The organism is Marinobacter xiaoshiensis (genome assembly GCF_031631795.1).
Classification (GTDB): Bacteria; Pseudomonadota; Gammaproteobacteria; order Pseudomonadales; family Oleiphilaceae; genus Marinobacter; species Marinobacter xiaoshiensis.
Map to the genome: position 1 here is coordinate 257,117 of NZ_JAVMBO010000003.1, position 14,716 is coordinate 271,832.

At 53.4% G+C, this 14,716-nt stretch carries 14 protein-coding genes; 7 read left to right on the top strand and 7 right to left on the bottom strand.

The annotated features are described in order from the left end of the window. Nucleotides 1-2: 2 nt before the first annotated feature. Nucleotides 3-566 carry an NADPH-dependent FMN reductase gene (locus RKA07_RS01165; RefSeq protein ID WP_200201366.1) on the top strand — a complete coding sequence of 188 codons (564 nt, stop codon included), beginning with the start codon at nucleotides 3-5 and terminating at the stop codon, nucleotides 564-566. Between the two features lie 60 nt (nucleotides 567-626). Here the strand turns inward: RKA07_RS01165 and nhaD are convergent, their stop codons facing one another. Beyond that, nucleotides 627-2,135: a sodium:proton antiporter NhaD gene (gene nhaD, locus RKA07_RS01170; RefSeq protein ID WP_200201367.1), complete on the bottom strand. Its 1,509-nt coding sequence runs from the start codon at nucleotides 2,133-2,135 to the stop codon at nucleotides 627-629. Nucleotides 2,136-2,297: 162 nt separating this feature from the next. After that, on the bottom strand, nucleotides 2,298-3,056 hold the full coding sequence (locus RKA07_RS01175) for a putative 4-mercaptohistidine N1-methyltransferase (protein ID WP_310965338.1): 759 nt from the start codon (nucleotides 3,054-3,056) through the stop codon (nucleotides 2,298-2,300). A gap of 91 nt (nucleotides 3,057-3,147) precedes the next feature. Here RKA07_RS01175 and RKA07_RS01180 point away from each other — a divergent pair, with 91 nt between their 5' ends. From RKA07_RS01180 to RKA07_RS01205, 6 genes are all read left to right on the top strand, one after another. After that, entirely contained in the window at nucleotides 3,148-4,149 is a 1,002-nt protein-coding gene (locus tag RKA07_RS01180) for an LLM class flavin-dependent oxidoreductase (RefSeq protein ID WP_310965339.1), read from the top strand. After that, entirely contained in the window at nucleotides 4,146-4,673 is a 528-nt protein-coding gene (locus RKA07_RS01185; protein WP_200201370.1) for a YqiA/YcfP family alpha/beta fold hydrolase, read from the top strand. The genes RKA07_RS01180 and RKA07_RS01185 overlap by 4 nt, the downstream gene beginning before the upstream one ends. Nucleotides 4,674-4,795: 122 nt before the next feature. Further along, complete coding sequence (locus tag RKA07_RS01190) at nucleotides 4,796-5,821, top strand: TRAP transporter substrate-binding protein (protein ID WP_200201371.1); 1,026 nt, start codon at nucleotides 4,796-4,798, stop codon at nucleotides 5,819-5,821. Between the two features lie 116 nt (nucleotides 5,822-5,937). Then, nucleotides 5,938-6,531 carry a TRAP transporter small permease gene (locus RKA07_RS01195; RefSeq protein ID WP_200370440.1) on the top strand — a complete coding sequence of 198 codons (594 nt, stop codon included), beginning with the start codon at nucleotides 5,938-5,940 and terminating at the stop codon, nucleotides 6,529-6,531. Nucleotides 6,532-6,571: 40 nt separating this feature from the next. Beyond that, complete coding sequence (locus RKA07_RS01200) at nucleotides 6,572-7,858, top strand: TRAP transporter large permease (RefSeq protein ID WP_200370442.1); 1,287 nt, start codon at nucleotides 6,572-6,574, stop codon at nucleotides 7,856-7,858. Nucleotides 7,859-7,890: 32 nt separating this feature from the next. Further along, complete coding sequence (locus RKA07_RS01205) at nucleotides 7,891-8,334, top strand: universal stress protein (RefSeq protein ID WP_200201374.1); 444 nt, start codon at nucleotides 7,891-7,893, stop codon at nucleotides 8,332-8,334. A gap of 33 nt (nucleotides 8,335-8,367) precedes the next feature. Here RKA07_RS01205 and RKA07_RS01210 read toward each other — a convergent pair whose 3' ends face one another. From RKA07_RS01210 to potA, 5 genes are all read right to left on the bottom strand, one after another. After that, on the bottom strand, nucleotides 8,368-10,644 hold the full coding sequence (locus tag RKA07_RS01210) for a GGDEF domain-containing protein (RefSeq protein WP_310965340.1): 2,277 nt from the start codon (nucleotides 10,642-10,644) through the stop codon (nucleotides 8,368-8,370). 146 nt (nucleotides 10,645-10,790) lie between these two features. Further along, nucleotides 10,791-11,831, bottom strand: coding sequence for an extracellular solute-binding protein (locus RKA07_RS01215; RefSeq protein WP_200201376.1), 1,041 nt, complete (start codon nucleotides 11,829-11,831; stop codon nucleotides 10,791-10,793). Beyond that, nucleotides 11,828-12,595, bottom strand: coding sequence for a spermidine/putrescine ABC transporter permease PotC (potC, locus tag RKA07_RS01220; RefSeq protein WP_200201377.1), 768 nt, complete (start codon nucleotides 12,593-12,595; stop codon nucleotides 11,828-11,830). The genes RKA07_RS01215 and potC overlap by 4 nt, the downstream gene beginning before the upstream one ends. Beyond that, nucleotides 12,595-13,455 carry a spermidine/putrescine ABC transporter permease PotB gene (gene potB / locus RKA07_RS01225; RefSeq protein WP_200370448.1) on the bottom strand — a complete coding sequence of 287 codons (861 nt, stop codon included), beginning with the start codon at nucleotides 13,453-13,455 and terminating at the stop codon, nucleotides 12,595-12,597. Before potB ends, potC begins: the two co-directional genes overlap by 1 nt. Further along, nucleotides 13,439-14,575 (bottom strand): spermidine/putrescine ABC transporter ATP-binding protein PotA, encoded by a 1,137-nt coding sequence (gene potA / locus RKA07_RS01230; protein WP_310965341.1) that lies wholly within the window; start codon nucleotides 14,573-14,575, stop codon nucleotides 13,439-13,441. Before potA ends, potB begins: the two co-directional genes overlap by 17 nt. Nucleotides 14,576-14,716: the final 141 nt, after the last annotated feature.

The window sequence follows — 14,716 nt, forward strand, 5'->3', positions numbered from 1 at the left end:
TCATGGCGCTTAAACTGAATGTAGTAATCTGCAGCACTCGCCCAGGTCGTATTGGCCCATCTATCGCAACCTGGTTTCACGAATTTGCGGCAAGCAACTCCAGTTTCGATTGCACGTTAGTCGACCTGGCGGATTTTGACCTGCCGGTATACAACGAAGCCAACCACCCACGCTCGGGTATTTATGAACACGAACACACCAAGCGCTGGTCTGAAAGCGTTAACTCAGCCGATGCCTTTGTGTTCGTAACGCCAGAATACAACTACTGCCCACCACCAGCTTTTGTGAACGCTCTGAATTACGTTTACACAGAATGGAACTACAAGCCCTGCGGCTTTGTAAGCTATGGCGGCGCTGCGGGTGGTATTCGTGCGGCAACACTGGCTCGCCAGCTGGTGACTACTCTGAAAATGATGCCGATGGTAGAAGGTGTGATGGTGCCCATGGCGTGGAACCACCTGGATGATAACAAAGTATTCAGCTCCAACGAGCCCATCGACCATTCTGCGACAGCTATGCTGACTGAAATGGAGAAGTGGGCAACAGCCCTGAAAACAGCTCGTTAAAACGCGCTGAGCAATACAGCTTGAACAACGGAGCCCGTTGAGGGCTCCGTGTCAGGGCGATCAGAACAGACTGGCGTTGAGCCACATGTGAGTTGCGATGGAAGCGGCGTACCCAAGTGCGATGACCGGCGTCCAGCGCAGGTGCGACATGAGAGTGTAATAGCCCCTTGCCTGCCCCATCAGTGCAACGCCGGCAGCGGAGCCGATTGACAGCATGGAGCCGCCAACACCTGCAGTAAGCGTCACCAGCAGCCACTGCCCGTGGGACATGTCAGGTTCCATCGAAAGCACGGCGAACATCACCGGAATGTTATCTACGATGGCCGACATAACGCCCACCGCAATGTTGGCCCCCGTGGCGTTCCAGTCGCTATATAGGATTTGCGATACCTCGGCCAGGTAGCCGATGTAACCAAGCCCGCCCACACAAAGCACCACACCGTAGAAAAACAGCAGCGTATCCCATTCTGTGCGTGCCATCGGATTAAAAATATCGAAAGGCACCGCTTTATCGAGCCGCTCAAGCAGGCGGGTATTCTTGTGATTTTCAGCCCACACCCGTTCACGGGCCACTCCACGCTTGAAGCTCCGTTGCAGGTAATACCCCAGGAACTGCAGGTAAGCCAGGCCCATCATCATGCCGACCACAGCCGGCAGGTGCAGGAAGTTATGGCCCAATACAGCGGTAGTAATGGTGAGCAGGAAAAGCACAACTGTGCGGCGGGCACCGCGCTTCATGATCACTGGGTCTGACGCATCCTTCGGTGGCTCACTCGGAACCGCAAAGCTCATAATCACAGCTGGCACAAGGAAGTTAACTGCTGCAGGAATGAACAACCTGAAAAACTCGGTAAACTCGACTACACCTTTCTGCCAGACCATCAGCGTTGTAATGTCGCCAAAAGGAGAGAAGGCGCCCCCCGCATTTGCCGCAATAACGATATTGATACATCCAAGGGCGATAAATTTGGGACTGTCTTCACCCACCTTCATCAGAACAGCACACATCAGCAGAGCTGTGGTGAGGTTATCGGCAATGGGTGAGATAAAGAATGCCAGCAACCCGGTAATCCAGAACAGACTGAGATAGCTGAAGCCCTTGCTTACCAGCCAGCCACGCAGGGCATCAAAAAGCTGTCGCTCTTCCATGGCGTTTATATAGGTCATAGCGACCAGCAGAAACAGCAGAAGCTCGGAGTATTCCAGCAAATTATGCTTCAAGGCCGCATTGGCGCTTTCGGTATCGCCGCTCATAGCAGCCGCACCGGCCACCAGGAACCAGATCAGGCCAGCTGCCAGCAACACCGGTTTGGACTTGCGCAGGTGCAGCTTTTCTTCAAGCATCACGAATGCATAAGCAATCACAAAGATGATGACAGCAATGTACCCAACAGGATGATGGGTCAGGCTTTGAGCGCCGGATTCAGCGGCGCTGGCAATCGAACTGAAGCCAAGAGTAAACACCGCTAAAATTGCCAGGGCTACTCTTGCGAATACGCTGTCAGGGGTGAGAATACGTTTGGAGCAACGCCGGAAAGGTAGCTTTTCAGAACTACTGATTTCATTCATGGTAGTAGGCTCAAAAGTTTGGGGGGCACATTATCAATCAAAGTGCACTTTGCGCACCATAGCTTCCGTCAAGTCAAAGTGATCTAAGTCGTTCGTAAGCTATTATATTTTTCGCCCGCCCGGCACCTGTACTTTCGAGCCTTTCCAAAGGCACTCATACGACTATGCCGGCCTGTTTTTCTCCCAAATTGTCAGTTCGGAAAAGCTGTGCTGGAACTTGTTGCGCGTCTCACGGATCACAAATGGCAGGCTTCGGGTCTCCATTAACAAGGTGAAGTGGGGCGCCAGCATATCGCGCAGGCCGTCAAACGTGCTGTAGTCCTCACCACCTTTCTTGAACCCGCCCACCCACTTGTCCCTGGGTGTGTACTCTTCCAGCCAGGTGTAAGGAGAGGCAATCAGCAGGAGCCCGTTATCATTCATGCGCTCGTGAATGCGCGTTAAAAAGAGGGAGGGGTCGTATAGCCGATCAATCAGATTGCCCGCCAGCACCAGATCGTATCCGGTGAACTCAGGTTTGAGGTCGCAAGCATCCCCTTGATGGAAGGCCACCCGCTCAGCAGCCTCTTCAAGGTCCAAGGACGCAAGAGTGCGTTCCTGAAAGCTCACCAGTGAGCCTTCCTCCGGCCGGGCATAGCGAACCACTTTGTCCCTGGCCATTACCTGACACTGCTCCACAAACTTGCTGGAGAAATCGATTCCATCTACATGTGCAAACGCCTGGGCCAACTCAAAGCTGGTGCGGCCACAGGCACAGCCAATGTCCAGCGCTCTCCCCAAGGTGCGTCCATCCATGGCATCAATGGCTACCTTTGCCAGTCCCCTGGGGAAGTTGGCTTCGCCATGCCACTGCTCACCAAAATGAAACTCCAGGTATTGGGCCAGTGTGGTGTCGTCTTCATAATAGGCACTTTGCTGCACAATGGATTCCTTCTGAGTAGTGGATCTCTGCGCGACCCGGCATTATCAAACCGCCTGGGGCAGTACGACCTTCAAGTGCTATCCTAGCACTATGAACCTATTACCTGACTACTCACTACTCGAACTTGCTTCGGTCCGCGAAGGCGATTCCGTGGGCAATACACTCGCAAACAGTGTGGCCTATGCCCAGCATGCCGAAAATCTCGGATTCAAGCGATTCTGGCTGGCTGAACACCATAATATGGAGGGCATCAGCAGCTCGGCAACCTCCGTACTGATTGGGCATATTGCTGGCAAAACCCACTCCATTCGAGTTGGCTCCGGCGGTGTAATGCTGCCCAACCACCCACCATTGGTTATCGCAGAGCAATTTGGAACCCTCGAAAGCCTCTACCCCGGCCGCATTGACCTTGGCCTTGGCCGGGCGCCAGGCACTGATCAAATAACAGCCCGAGCCCTTCGCCGCGACGGCCTGGGCGCAGAGCAGTTCCCGGAAGATGTTGCACAACTCCAGTCACTGCTTGGCCCCCTCCGGCCTGGTCAGGCCGTGAAGGCGATTCCGGGCGCGGGCACCAAGGTGCCGATATGGTTACTTGGCTCCAGCCTCTACAGCGCCCAACTGGCAGCTATGCGCGGCCTACCCTATGCCTTCGCAGGGCATTTTGCTCCACGCCTGTACCGTGAAGCTCTGAAGCTGTACCAGGACAACTTTCAGCCTTCTGAACAACTGCAGAAGCCTTACAGCATGCTGGCAGTTCCCGCGGTGCCTGCTGCAAGCACCGAGGAAGCAAAGTACCTTGCGACTACCAGTTACCAGCGAATTCTGGCACTTTTCCGGGGACAGCCCCTTTGGATGAAAGAGCCGGTGAAATCGATGGACGGCCTTTGGAACCCTGCCGAGCAAGCAACGGTTAAGGATTTCCTTGGATTGCAGTTGCTTGGAGATGCTGCTGCCATCAGAGCCCAGATTAATGAACTACTGGCCAGTGTAGATGTGGATGAGCTTATGTTTACTGTGGATATCTATGATCCGGCAAAACGGCGGCATGCCCTCGACATACTGAACGAAACCCGGGGGACTGATGCACCATGAATAACAGCACCGTGCACGTTTTTCTCTCCCATGGCCTGGAGAGCGGCCCGGGCGGCACCAAAATCCAGGCTCTGAAAGCCATGGCGGAGTCTTTTGAGAAGGTGCAAGCCCACGCCATTGACCACAGAAGCACCAAAGATCCAGCGGTTCGTTTGGCCCAAATGCAAGATGCCATAGCTGCCAGCGGCGCAGACCCCCGCAACATCATCCTTGCGGGCTCCAGCATGGGCGGCTGGGTTTGCGCACAAACCAGTGCGCTGACTCCGGTTCTGGGCTGCTTCCTTCTGGCTCCAGCCTTGGCTCTGAAGGACTACCCGCAATCCAGCCCACGCATCCAGGCCGAACATGTGCAAATCATTCACGGCTGGGATGACGACATAGTGCCCCCAATGCCCGTTATTGAACTCGCCCGAAAACAGGCACTACCGATACTGATTCTCCCTGATGACCATCGCCTTTCAAACAGTCTTGAACGAGTCACTGAAGAGTTCCGGGCACTACTTGCAAGAGCAGGCCTCAAGTAATCGAGCACAATTTGGCCAATATGGAGCCAAATAGGTCAAATTCTTGCGAAAGTCAGTAAGTTTTGCCAGTCTCTACCAATGTAACAATAAATGTCTGAAGAAAAATGAACGGAGAAAACCCGATGAGCAGCATGAGTAAACTCAAGAAACTGGCCGGAATTTCAGCGTTCGCATTTGCGGCAATGACCGCAGCAAACTCTGTGAACGCAGCAAACTGGCGCTACGCTCACGAAGAGTATGAGGGCGACGTACAGGACGTATACGCATACAAATTCAAGGAATATATCGAAGAAAACTCCGACCACACTCTCCAGGTGTATCGCTTTGGTGAACTGGGTGAGTCTGACGACATCATGGAGCAAACCCAGGCTGGCATTCTGAACTTTGTTAACCAGTCGCCTGGCTTTACCGGTGCCCTGATTCCTGAAGCACAGATTTTCTTCATCCCCTACCTGATGCCCACAGACATAAGCACGGTTATCGATTTTTTCCGTGAGAGTAAGGCCATCAACGAAGACTTCCCGAAGCTTTATGCCGACAAGGGCCTCGAGCTTCTGCAAATGTACCCGGAAGGCGAGTTTGTTATCACACTGGATGAGCCAGTTACTACGCCCGAAGGCATGAAGAACAAGAAAATCCGGGTTATGACCAACCCACTGTTGTCTGAAACCTACTCCGCGTTCGGCGCAACACCAACGCCGCTGCCCTGGGGTGAAGTGTACGGTGCACTGCAGACCAACATGATCAACGGCCAGGAAAACCCGATTTTCTGGATCGAGTCAGGCGGACTGTATGAAGTGTCACCTAACCTGATCTACACCGGTCATGGCTGGTTCACGACTGCTGCAATGGCCAACAAGGATTTCTACGACGGCCTGAAAGATGAAGACAAGAAGCTCATTCAGGATGCCGCAGACTATGCCTTTGAGAAGATCATCACCCACATCGATGGCCTGGCGGATGAAGCACTCGCAAAAATCCAGGCAGCCAGCGACAAGGTGACTGTAACGCGTTTGAATGAAGAGCAAATCAAAGCGTTCAAGGCACGCGCTCCTCAGGTTGAGAAAAAGTTTATTGAGATGACTGGCAAGGGCGGCGAACAGCTGCTAAACCAGTTCAAGAAAGACCTGAAAGACGTGCAGAAGTAACAACCCTGCAGTGCTCCTGTGTCCGCCGGCACCAGCCGGCGGACACTCCATTGAACTAACCCGCCCCACCAAGCATCAATGTCCGGTCGGGAGCGACATGAACTGGAGCAAATCCCATGTCGGAGAACACCCCGGAGATAGACGACGATACCGGTACTTTTGAGTCCGGTCTGCCCGGGATTCTGGGAACCATAGACGGATGGATTGCCAACGCAGAAGCCGTAATACTGGCCGCGGGCATTATCCTCATGGCCATAAACACCGTCGTAAACGTTATTGCGCGATTTGTGTTTGGAGAGGGCTTTTTCTTCTCCGGCGAAATAAATCGCATTCTGATTATTCTGGTTACCTTTGCCGGCATCGGCTACGCAGCACGCTACGGTCGTCACATACGAATGTCCGCAGTTTACGATGCGCTACCATCCAAAGGCCGCAAGGTACTGATGATTTTCATCGCCCTGTTTACTTCTGCGGTGATGTTCTTTCTGTGCTACCACTCCTACGGATACATCGAAACCCTTTACAGCCGTGGCCGTATTTTGCCGGCGTTGGGCTTTGAGATCTGGTGGATTTATATCTGGGTGCCTGTGGGCTTTGCCGTGACTGGCATTCAGTATTTCCTCACAGCAATCAAGAACTTCACCAGTGAGGATGTTTATCTCTCCACGGGAGTGATCGACGGTTACGCTGATTCAGAATCGGAAGTCTGACCCGGTTTCACCAGGGGTACGATAAAAAAAGGGCACACCTATGGCGACTATTCTAATGATCATCATGATCGGGCTGTTACTGCTCGGTTTCCCCATGATGATCCCGCTGACGACCGCCGCCGTCGTTGGCTTTGTTATGATGTTTGACGGCTTCGGCCAGATGGGCACATTCATTCAGCAGATGATGGGTGGCATCCGGCCCGCCTCACTGATTGCTGTCCCCATGTTCATTCTCGCCGCAGATATAATGACCCGAGGCCAGTCTGCGGACAGGCTGATCAACATGGTTATGGCGTTTATTGGCCATATCAAAGGCGGGCTGGCAATCAGTACCGCAACTTCCTGTACGCTCTTTGGCGCCGTGTCCGGCTCTACCCAGGCAACCGTTGTGGCCGTAGGTTCTCCCTTACGCCCTAAAATGCTCAAAGCCGGCTACTCAGATTCATTTACGCTGGCACTGATCATCAACGCCAGTGACATTGCCTTTCTGATTCCCCCCAGTATCGGCATGATTATCTATGGGGTTATCTCCCAAACCTCCATCGCAGAGTTGTTTATCGCTGGTGTTGGCCCGGGCCTGCTGATCCTGTTCATGTTCTCGCTCTACTGCCTGTTCTACGCCTACAAAAACAACGTACCCACTGAACCCAAGGCAACCTGGCACCAGCGCGCCCTCTCGGTTCGTGATGCCAGCTGGCCACTGTTCTTCCCGGTTATCATTGTGGGTGGTATCTATGGTGGCATTTTCAGCCCTACAGAGGCTGCAGCGGTGTGTGTGCTCTATGCATTCCTGCTGGAATTCATCATTTTCCGCTCCCTGAAGATTGGTGAAATTTACAAGATTGCCAAATCTACCGGCCTGATCACTGCCGTAGTCTTCATCCTGGTGGCTGTTGGCAACGGCTTCTCCTGGATCATTTCCTTTGCCCAGATTCCCCAGGCAATACTGGAGTCTGTCGGCGTAAACGAAGCCGGCCCGGTGGGCGTGTTGGTCGCTATCTGCGTCGCCTTCTTTATCGCCTGTATGTTTGTCGACCCCATTGTTGTGATTCTGGTACTGACCCCGATTTTTGCACCAGCCATTCAGGCAACAGGGCTGGACCCGGTATTGGTGGGCGTACTCATTACACTGCAGGTTGCAATTGGTTCGGCAACACCGCCGTTTGGCTGTGACATTTTCACAGCCATCGCGATCTTCAAACGGCCTTACCTTGAAGTTATCCGGGGCACACCTCCGTTTATTTTCATGCTGATCCTGGCGGCTGGTTTGATCATTGCCTTCCCCCAGATCGCCCTGTTCCTGCGTGATCTTGCCTTCGCAGACTAGCGCGCACCCGGTGGATATATAAGGAGACAAGCATGTTCAAACGGATTCTGGTGGCGGTTGATGGCTCCAAAACCTCGCTCAAGGCTCTGGATAAGGCTATCGGCTTTCAAAAGCTGATGCCTGAAACCGAAATTTTTATTCTATGTGTATACAAGCACCACAGCCTGTTTGAAGCGTCTCTCTCCATTGGGCGGCCTGCGGACATGGATATTCCAGACAAGGTGCTTTCTGATTACGCTAAAGAAGTGGTCAAACATGCCAAGGATATGGCTATCGACCATGGAGCAACGAAGGTTCGAGGTTTTGTGAAATCCGGGCGCCCCTCAAAGGTTATTGTGAAATTCGCCCAAGACAAAGAAGCGGATCTGATCGTGGTAGGAACTCGAGGTACTCATAGCGATAAGGACGGCATGCTCCTCGGCAGCGTTTCGCACCGGGTGGCCTCTCATGCCAAGTGCCCGGTTCTGGTGGTCTGAACCCCATATTCCTGGCGGCCCTGCGCCGGCCAGCTAGCGCTCCGGGAACGCTTCAACCCTGTTTCGCCCACCTGCTTTAGCCTTGTAAAGCATTTCATCTGCAAGCTTCAACAGCTTCTCGGGTTTTTTGGTACTGCCCGGCCATGACGCAACACCAATGGATATGGTCAGGAAGCCGAGATCCTTGTCCTCAAACACAACCGTCTCTTTTCGCACCGCTTCACGCAATTGCTCAGCACGCTCACTCGCACCGACTATATCCGAGGCCGGAAGAATCACCACAAACTCTTCGCCACCGTAACGGCAGACAACATCACTGCCACGAAAACGCGATTCCAGTATTGCAGCAAACGCTTTCAGCGCGGCATCACCTGCCTCATGCCCATGAGTATCGTTAAACTGTTTGAAGTGGTCTATATCAACCAAAAGCAGAGATAATGGCAGTTCTTTGCGCAGAGCTACGCTAGCTTCGTGTTCAAATAGCTGGTCAAAATACCGGCGATTCTTGAGCCCCGTGAGGGCGTCTTCATAGGAGAATCGGTGCAGATCTTCCTTGAGTGACAGGCCAGAAAGTGTCACCCCTATTCGCTCGACTACCAGGTTGATCGAGGACATTAACCTTGCTGCGCCATCTTCAGTGTGCCCGGAGTTGCTTATGCCCTCCGCGTCCAGCAACAACAGGCTTTCCGGTGCGGGGCCGTAGTTCATAAACTCCACATTGATAGAGAAGCACACCAATCCCTGACAGTTTCTGCAAGCCGCCTCAGCCTCCTCAACGGAACCGGCAAGAAGGCGCACCGGGGGCGGCATATGCTCGAGTGTCTCAATAACCGGGTGCAAGTCAGGAAGCGCGCTGCCATAACCCCAGAGCGCAAGGCGCTCATATCCACCGCAAGCCATTCGCCGATAGATCATGCCCTTGATAGGGCTGCACAGTCTGGGCATTGCTTCGGTGAGCACCTGGAATGCCTGATCAAGGTTAGCGCAGGCCTGTAATTCAGCCACAACCTCTGCAAACTCTCGGCTTTTCTCATTCTCAAACGCCAGCACCTTCGCCCGGGCCTTCTCTCGCTGCAAAAGCCTCTCTGTCTTTTCGGTTCGCTCAGCCACCTGCTGCTCAAGCGTGACAGTTAGCTCCTGCAGGGCTCTCTGGGTCATTCCGTAATGTCTTAACGAGATTATTACAACGGCCAGTATAAATACGAGCAGACCCAGACCAACGGGTACCTGGACCCATTGCATGAAACCATGCGCCACTGCCATATCTGCAACCAATAAAGCACTGAACACGCCGCACGCCAGCACAAGAACTTGCTGCTCTTTGGTCATTAAACGAATACGGGGAACCGTTATCAGCCCCATCAAAAAGAGGGACAATAAAAGCAGAGCATCGAATGGAGGGAAGGTAAACGAAAGGCCGATAACACCAGTCAATGCCAGGCCCAGTGCTCCAAGCATGTAAACAAGATGCAGTTTCCAGATCACTGAAATTGCCCGGGGTGGACGCGTGCCACCCAGCCACTGGTCGAGCATAAGCCAAAGACCAACAGGCAGCAGAAAGTAACTTCCCGCGGCCAGGTAATCCCACATCAAGGCATCGGGCACAATCAGTTGGCTGGCAGAGCTTTCGGAGAGGAGCATCACTGATGAAGCCAGAGAAAAGAGAGCAATACTGGTAAAAGTCTTTCTGCCGCCCTGCAGCAGGGAAAGTATCAGTGCGAGCAACGCCACCAGCAGAGAAAACCCTGCAACAAGAAGGGCCTCCAGAGAGTTGTTAAGGATATGCAGAATTAATTCTGAGTGATCCATGAGGCTCACTTCACCCCAAAGACCTATGTCCGTGTAATCAGAAAACACGCGGAAATACAGCGTTTTATTCTCGTAACTCTCTGGCAGAGTTATTTTGTGCCAGGGCCAGCCTTCGAATTTGCCCCGACCATCTTTGTCGAAGGTGCCGTATTGGTAGATGTTTTCACCATCCAGCCACACCTGAACAATCAAATCGATACTCAGGATATAAAGCACGGGATCCTGCCAGTCACCCGCGGGCAGGGTTACCCGATACCACACCTGATCCTGGCCATTTCGGCCTGGGGGGTTAGAAGGAAAATCAATGGCGTGCCACTGTTCTGGCTGCTGTGCAAGGGACCAGTCAGGTGTACCTTCCGCGGTGAAAGGTATGTCGCCCCAGCGGTACTCCCAGCCTTCCGTTAGAGGCTGTGGTGCAGCCAGAGATGCGACAGGTACAAGCCCGCACAGGGCTCCAAACAGAATAATGAGGGCTTTCAGAATGTGTGCAGATATAGACACGGATATTCGGCCATTAGGAGCTATACCGGCCAGTATAGAGCACCCTCGCCTCAACGTGTACAAAATCCGGACACCAGAATATATTAAAACGTGAGGGTTGCAGGGCCAGGAGAGGGCCCTGCAATGTCACACTCTGAGGCCAGGATTTACAGCCCTGATTTCAGCTTTTCCCAGTATTTGGCATAGACCTGCAAGGCTTCATCCCCTATGTCGGTCTGAAACTCGGCATTCACCATATCTTCAGCTGTTGGATAGCTCGCGCGATCTCCGGCAACCTCGTCACCCAACAACTCCCGGGCAGATAGAACTGGCGTGGCGTAGCCAATATCTTCGCTGATCAGCGCTGCGATTTCCGGTTTCAGCACGAAGCTGATGAACTGGTGGGCCGCTTCCGGGTTCTTGGCATTCTTGGGAATTACGAAGCTGTCCAGCCAGGCAATAACGCCCTCTTCCGGATACACATACTCCAGCGCTTCCATGCTCTCCTTGCCCATAACGGCTTCGCCGTTCCAGATCATGCCTACGTCCGCTTCACCTTCAAGGAAGGGCATACGGGGTGCATCCGAATTAAACGTACGCACGGAGGGCATGAGTTCCGTCAGCTTTTCATAGGCCTCCTCGATTTGCTGAGGATCAGTGCTGTTGCCGGGATAACCCAGTACCCGCAGGCTCATGTGAAAGACTTCACGCATATCATTGGTCAGGTTCACCTTGCCTTTGAAGCGCTCATCCCAAAGGTCTGCCCATGCTGTCACCGGCTCACCAGTAACATCAGCGGTATCCACACCAATGCCGGTGGTACCCCAAAGATAAGGCACGCTGTACTGGTTGCTCGGGTCGATATCCAGGCCAGTGAGCTCCGGATCAAGCTGGTCAAAGCCGCTGATCTTGCTTTGGTCGATGGGCAACAACAGTCCTTCATTGCGCATTTTGCTGACGTAGTAAGTTGAAGGCACGGCCAGATCGTAGGCAGCACTATCATCCAGCAACTTGAGTCGGGCGTACATGGCCTCATTACTGTCGTAGGTGGTGTATACCACCTTGATGCCGGTTTCATCTTCGAAGCGTGTCAGCACTTCCTGTGGCATGTATTCGGACCAGTTGTACAGATTCAGTACCTGCGGGTCATCGGAACTGCAGCCAGTCAGGCCAAGGGCCAGCATGCCGGCCAGTGCGAGTTTTTTCATTGTTTGCTCCTTGAAAGAATCCATTGCGACAACATCAACATCACTAGTGAGAACACTAGCAGCAGCGTGCCAAGTGCGTTTACTTCAGGTTTAAGCCCCACGCGCACCATGGAGTAGATGCGTAAAGGGAGAATTTCATAACTTGGGCCGCTCACAAAGGTGCTCACCACCACATCGTCCATGGAGAGGGTGAAACCGAGCAACCAGCCTGCCATTAACGCCGGCATGATAACCGGAATCAAAACGGTGCGGGTCATGGTGAAATCACTCGCGCCCAAATCCCGGGCCGCTTCTGGCAGGCGTTCATCAAAACCACTAAGCCGCGCCATAACCGTAATCACCACAAACGGCAGGCAGAATGTCACGTGCGCAAGCAGCAGTGATACATAACCAAGCTTCAAGCCCAGCAACAGGAACAGCCCGAGTAACGAAATGGCCAGCACAATTTCAGGTGACATCATCACCACAAAGAGCATGCCGTTCAGAACTCTTTTGCCACGAAAGCGGTAGCGATGCAGAGCCAGTGCGGTGAGGGCGCCGATTACCGTCGATACCGTAGCAGCGGTAAGTGCCAGCCACAAAGAATTCCACATGGCCTGCACCATGGCGTGGTTATTAAACAGGGATTCGTACCAGCGCAGGCTCAATCCACCCCAGCTGTATCCCGTTCGGGAGTCGTTAAAGGAAAACACCACCAGCACCACAATTGGCACATACAGCAGCAAGTACACCAGCGCGAGGTAACTGCGGGATAACCAGCGCATCACGCACCCTCCTCGCCCAAACGGCGTTTACTGAGGCGATGAGCAAACATAAGCAACGCCATGGTAAGCGTGAGTACTATGCTGGCAGCGGCGCCAAACGGCCAGTTACGGGCATCCAGAAACTGGTTCTTGATCACATTACCCACCAGCAAGTTGCGCGAACCGCCCAGAATGTCCGGCACAAAGAACAAGCCCATGGCGGGCAGCAATACCAGCATCACACCGGCCAGCACGCCCGGCAACGTCAAAGGCACCACTACGTTTTTAAAGGTAGCCAGGCGACCCGCACCCAAATCGTGAGAGGCCAGCAAAACATCCTGTCGCAAATCTTCAAACACCGAGTACAGGGGCAGGATCATAAAGGGCAGCAGCAAATACACCAGGCCGACAATCACGGCACCTTCTGTGTACAAAAGCTGCGCGGGTTCATCAATCACACCCAAAGACATTAGCGCACTGTTCAAAAGGCCGTTGGTCGCGAGGATGAGCTTCAACGCGTAGGTGCGCACCAGAGAGTTTGTCCAGAAAGGCACAATCAACAGGAAAATCAGTAGCATTTGCCGGTTTTTTTCCACCCGCGACAAGGCCCAGGCAAAAGGATAGCCGATCAGCAGGCAAATCAGAGTCGTTAGGGCTGCCATGTAAAGGGAGTGCAGAAACACGTCCAGATACAAGGGGTTAAACAGTTGCCGGTAGGCTTCCAGATTCAACGGCAAAGAGATAAAGGTAGATGGGTTCCGCGTCATCACGCTGGCACCCACCACAAGCATATTCGGCGCAAGTACGAGGAACAGCAGCCACCCCCAAACCAGCACCAGTACAGCCGCTCTGAACGGCTGCTGCTTAATGCTCCGCATCATCGGCTGCCAGCTCCTCTTCATCGGTGAGTGGCTCATCGCCCTCTTCCGCCAGCAACCATTCCCAGCCATCTACCCAGCTCACGCGCACCCGCTCACCAATGCTGTAATCGAATGTGGGGTCGTCTTCATCAAAGAATTCGCTGGCCATCACATGGCTGCCATCTTCCAGTTCAATCACCGAGTCCAGAGTGCTGCCTTTGTAGTTGCGCTCTACAATCTTGCCGGCCACACCTTCGGTATCATCCGGCGCCAGTACCCGGATATCTTCCGGGCGCAGCAATACGTGCAGTGATTGATTCACCGCCACACGGAACGAGGGTTTGCTCAGTTCGCGGTTCAGGCCAAACACATCCACGCTGATGCGCTCGCCTTCGATTTTGGTAACGCGGCCAGGGAAGAAGTTGGTCTGGCCAACAAAGCGTGCGGTGAACACATTTGCCGGGCGTTCGTAGACCTCACGGGGCGTACCGAGTTGCTGAATATAACCGTCTTTGAGCACCACAATGCGATCAGACATCGACAAGGCTTCTTCCTGATCGTGGGTAACGAACACGAAGGTTATACCCAGCTCACGCTGCAGGCGTTTGAGTTCCACCTGCATGGTGCGGCGCAATTTGTAGTCCAGTGCAGACAAGGGCTCATCCAGTAGCAGCATTTTGGGCCGCTTGACGACTGCCCGGGCAATCGCAACCCGCTGCTGCTGGCCGCCGGAAAGCTGGTGCGGCTTGCGCCTGGCAAAGTCCTCCAGCTGAACCATCGCCAGGGCCTCTTCAACTCGCTCGGCTATTTCAGCTTTCGGTCGCTTTTCCATTTTCAGGCCATAGGCCACATTGTCAAAAACCGACATGTGTGGGAACAGCGCATAATTCTGGAACACGGTATTGAGCGGGCGGTGTTCAGGCGGAGTCTGAGTGATATCAACACCAGACAGGGTAACGGTTCCCTCATCCGGGTGCTCAAAACCCGCCATCATGCGCAACAAGGTGGTTTTACCACATCCGGAGGGCCCCAGAAGGGTAATGAACTCGCCATCGTCAATGGTAAGGCTGAGTTCATCCAGCACGGTTTTGCCATCGAATTGCTTGCTGATACCGCTTAGCGATAAGAGTGTTTTAGTCATCAACCCTGCCCAAAAATAAGAGAGCTTCTGAAAAAGCCCCTGCTGCGGCGTATTTTTCCAGAAAGGAGGCTACATAAAAAGCATTGTGCAGGATTTACGCACTGCATTCATGGGGATTGTTCTGCAATGAGAGCACCCTGT

Coding starts and splice junctions, on each gene's coding strand:
- RKA07_RS01185 (WP_200201370.1), top strand. CDS start 4,146: ATGAATAACAGCACCGTGCACGTTTTTCTCTCCCATGGCCTGGAGAGC.
- RKA07_RS01215 (WP_200201376.1), bottom strand. CDS start 11,831: ATGAAAAAACTCGCACTGGCCGGCATGCTGGCCCTTGGCCTGACTGGC.
- RKA07_RS01195 (WP_200370440.1), top strand. CDS start 5,938: ATGTCGGAGAACACCCCGGAGATAGACGACGATACCGGTACTTTTGAG.
- potA (WP_310965341.1), bottom strand. CDS start 14,575: ATGACTAAAACACTCTTATCGCTAAGCGGTATCAGCAAGCAATTCGAT.
- RKA07_RS01180 (WP_310965339.1), top strand. CDS start 3,148: ATGAACCTATTACCTGACTACTCACTACTCGAACTTGCTTCGGTCCGC.
- RKA07_RS01205 (WP_200201374.1), top strand. CDS start 7,891: ATGTTCAAACGGATTCTGGTGGCGGTTGATGGCTCCAAAACCTCGCTC.
- potB (WP_200370448.1), bottom strand. CDS start 13,455: ATGATGCGGAGCATTAAGCAGCAGCCGTTCAGAGCGGCTGTACTGGTG.
- RKA07_RS01165 (WP_200201366.1), top strand. CDS start 3: ATGGCGCTTAAACTGAATGTAGTAATCTGCAGCACTCGCCCAGGTCGT.
- nhaD (WP_200201367.1), bottom strand. CDS start 2,135: ATGAATGAAATCAGTAGTTCTGAAAAGCTACCTTTCCGGCGTTGCTCC.
- potC (WP_200201377.1), bottom strand. CDS start 12,595: ATGCGCTGGTTATCCCGCAGTTACCTCGCGCTGGTGTACTTGCTGCTG.
- RKA07_RS01190 (WP_200201371.1), top strand. CDS start 4,796: ATGAGCAGCATGAGTAAACTCAAGAAACTGGCCGGAATTTCAGCGTTC.
- RKA07_RS01200 (WP_200370442.1), top strand. CDS start 6,572: ATGGCGACTATTCTAATGATCATCATGATCGGGCTGTTACTGCTCGGT.